This window comes from Variovorax sp. P1_H12_2, assembly GCF_056405335.1.
Window position 1 is genome coordinate 1 of sequence record NZ_JBFUCI010000605.1, and the last position, 2,738, is coordinate 2,738.

The following is a 2,738-nucleotide window of genomic DNA, read 5'->3' on the forward strand; positions in this document are numbered from 1 at the left end:
GGAAGGCGGTGGTGCGCAAGCTGCGGGCTCAGAACGACGTGCAGGCGATCCAGCGCGAGGAGGGCGAACTGCTGCGCAAGCTGTCCGTCCAGCGCCCGGCGATCGAGCTGCGCAAATTCAACTGCGCCGGCGCCGAAGCGACGCCGGTGGCACGAACCAAAGGACTCTGGTGAGCGCGAACAAGATCAAGGTGCTGTGCATCGACGATTCGGCGTTGATACGCAGCGTGATGACAGAAATCATCAACAGCCAGCCTGACATGACGGTCGTCGGCACCGCGGCCGATCCGCTGGTGGGCCGTGACCTCATCAAGGTCACCAACCCGGACGTGCTCACGCTCGACGTCGAGATGCCGCGCATGGACGGCCTCGAGTTCCTCGAGAAGCTGATGCGCCTGCGGCCGATGCCGGTGGTCATGGTGTCGTCGCTGACCGAGCGCGGCTCGGAAATCGCATTGCGCGCGCTGGAGCTCGGCGCCATCGACTTCGTGACCAAGCCGCGTCTGGGCGTGCGCGACGGCCTGCTCAACTACACCGAGCTGATCGCGGGCAAGATCCGCACGGCCGCCAGCGCCCGGCTGCTGCCTTCGCGGCATGCCGCCTCGGCGCGCACCGCGGCCGACGGCGCGCCCGAGGCGTTGTTGCGCAGTCCGCTGCTGAGCACCGAGAAGCTGATCATCATCGGGGCCTCCACGGGCGGCACCGAGGCGATCCGCGAGGTGCTGCAGCCGCTGCCGCCGGACTCGCCGGCGATCCTCATCGCGCAGCACATGCCTTCGGGCTTCACGCGCTCGTTCGCGCAGCGGCTCGACGGCCTGTGCCGCATCACGGTCAAGGAAGCGGAGCACGGCGAGCGCGTGCTGCCGGGCTATGCCTACATCGCGCCGGGCGGGTTTCACCTCTCGCTCGGCCGCAGCGGCGCCAACTACGTGGCGCACCTGGACCAGGAGCCGCCGGTGAACCGCCACCGCCCCTCGATCGACGTGCTGTTCGACTCGGCGGCCAGGCACGCCGGCAAGAATGCGATCGGGATGATCCTCACGGGCATGGGCAAGGACGGCGCCGAGGGACTGCTGCGCATGAAGCGCGCCGGCGCCCACACCTTCGCCCAGGACGAGGCGAGCTGCGTGGTCTTCGGCATGCCGAAGGAAGCGATCGCGCTCGGCGCCGCCGACGAGGTGGCGCCGCTGGGAGAGATGGCGCGCCGCGTGCTGGCGCACCTGCGCACCTTCGGCGCGCGCACGAATCGGGTTTGAAAAACGAACTGTTGGAGTGGAGAGAAAAGTGATTGACAAGAGCATCAAGATTCTGGTCGTGGACGACTTCCCGACCATGCGGCGCATCGTGCGCAACCTGTTGAAGGAGCTCGAGTTCCTCAACGTCGACGAAGCCGAGGACGGCGCTGCCGGCATCGAGAAGCTGCGCGGCGGCAATTTCGGCTTCGTGGTCTCGGACTGGAACATGCCCAACATGGACGGCCTGACCATGCTCCAGACCATCCGCGCCGACCCCGAGCTCAGCAAGCTGCCGGTGCTGATGGTCACGGCCGAAGCCAAGAAGGAGAACATCGTCGCAGCGGCGCAGGCCGGCGCGAACGGCTATGTGGTCAAGCCTTTCACGGCCGCCACGCTCGAAGAGAAGATCACCAAGATCTTCGAGAAACTCAACAAGGGTTGACTACCATGAGCATGAACGCGATCGACGCCGAACAGGGGAACACCGCCGAAGAGTTGCTGGGCCGCATCGGGCAGTTGACGCGTCAGTTGCGCGAAGGCCTGCGCGAACTGGGGCTCGACAAGGAGGTGGCCAAGGCGGCCCAGGCGATCCCCGATGCGCGCGACCGGCTGGCCTATGTGGCCGCGACCACCGAACGGGCGGCGCACCGCGCGCTCAACGCCATCGACGTGGCGCAGCCGCTGCAGGAAGGACTGGCCACCGATGCCAAGGGCCTGAGCAAGCGCTGGGACGAATGGTTCGCCAATCCGATCGAGCTCGACCATGCGCGCGAACTCGTGATGGACACGCGGGGCTACCTGGCGGATGTGCCGCAGAAGACCAACGCGATCAACACGCAGCTCATGGAGATCCTRATGGCGCAGGACTTCCAGGACCTGACCGGCCAGGTCATCAAGAAGATGATGGAAGTGGTCAACGACATGGAGACCGAGCTGCTCCAGGTCCTGATCGACAACACGCCGCTCGAGAAGCGGCAGGAAATCGTCCACAACAGCCTGCAGAACGGCCCGCAGATCGTGGCCGGGAACCCCGATGCGGTGGCCGACCAGTCGCAGGTCGACGACTTGCTGGAAAGCCTCGGCTTCTGAGTCTCTGATTCAGCGAGAAGGAGGGCGTTAGCGCTCTTGATCGGGCGATTGTTCCGGCCCTTCGAATCGAATAATCAGTCATGTGCAGGCGTTCCTCGCCTGCTGCTCCAGGAGCATGAATGGCTGAGGAAAGCGATCTCGAAAAAACGGAACCGGCCTCCGAGCGGCGCCTCGAAAAGGCGCGCGAAGAAGGCAATGTGGCCCGCTCCCGCGAGCTGACCACGCTGGTGATGCTGGCGACCGCCATCGGCGGCCTCTGGTTCACCGCCGAGTCGCTCGGCGGCACCCTGAGCGCCGCCATGCGCCGCGGCCTGCAGTTCGAGCGCGGCATCGCCTACGAGCCCACGCAGATGCTGGCGCGCACCGCCTGGATGGGCATGCAGACCCTGATGGCGCTCGCGCCTCTGTTCGCGAT

General features: G+C 66.1%; 4 protein-coding genes. All 4 read left to right on the top strand.

Annotation, left to right across the window (positions count from 1 at the left end; all coding sequences use genetic code 11):
- Window positions 1-229 precede the first annotated feature (229 nt).
- A complete protein-coding gene (locus AC1D2K_RS33045) occupies window positions 230-1,255 on the top strand; it encodes a protein-glutamate methylesterase/protein-glutamine glutaminase (RefSeq protein WP_478094445.1) in 1,026 nt (341 codons plus the stop codon).
- Window positions 1,256-1,286: 31 nt separating this feature from the next.
- Entirely contained in the window at window positions 1,287-1,676 is a 390-nt protein-coding gene (cheY, locus tag AC1D2K_RS33050; RefSeq protein WP_478094447.1) for a chemotaxis response regulator CheY, read from the top strand.
- A gap of 11 nt (window positions 1,677-1,687) precedes the next feature.
- A complete protein-coding gene (gene cheZ, locus AC1D2K_RS33055) occupies window positions 1,688-2,323 on the top strand; it encodes a protein phosphatase CheZ (RefSeq protein ID WP_478094449.1) in 636 nt (211 codons plus the stop codon).
- Between the two features lie 119 nt (window positions 2,324-2,442).
- Window positions 2,443-2,738, top strand: a 296-nt coding sequence (locus tag AC1D2K_RS33060; RefSeq protein WP_478094443.1) for an EscU/YscU/HrcU family type III secretion system export apparatus switch protein, incomplete at its 3' end; no start/stop codon positions are given.

Coding starts and splice junctions, on each gene's coding strand:
- AC1D2K_RS33045 (WP_478094445.1), top strand. CDS start 230: ATGACAGAAATCATCAACAGCCAGCCTGACATGACGGTCGTCGGCACC.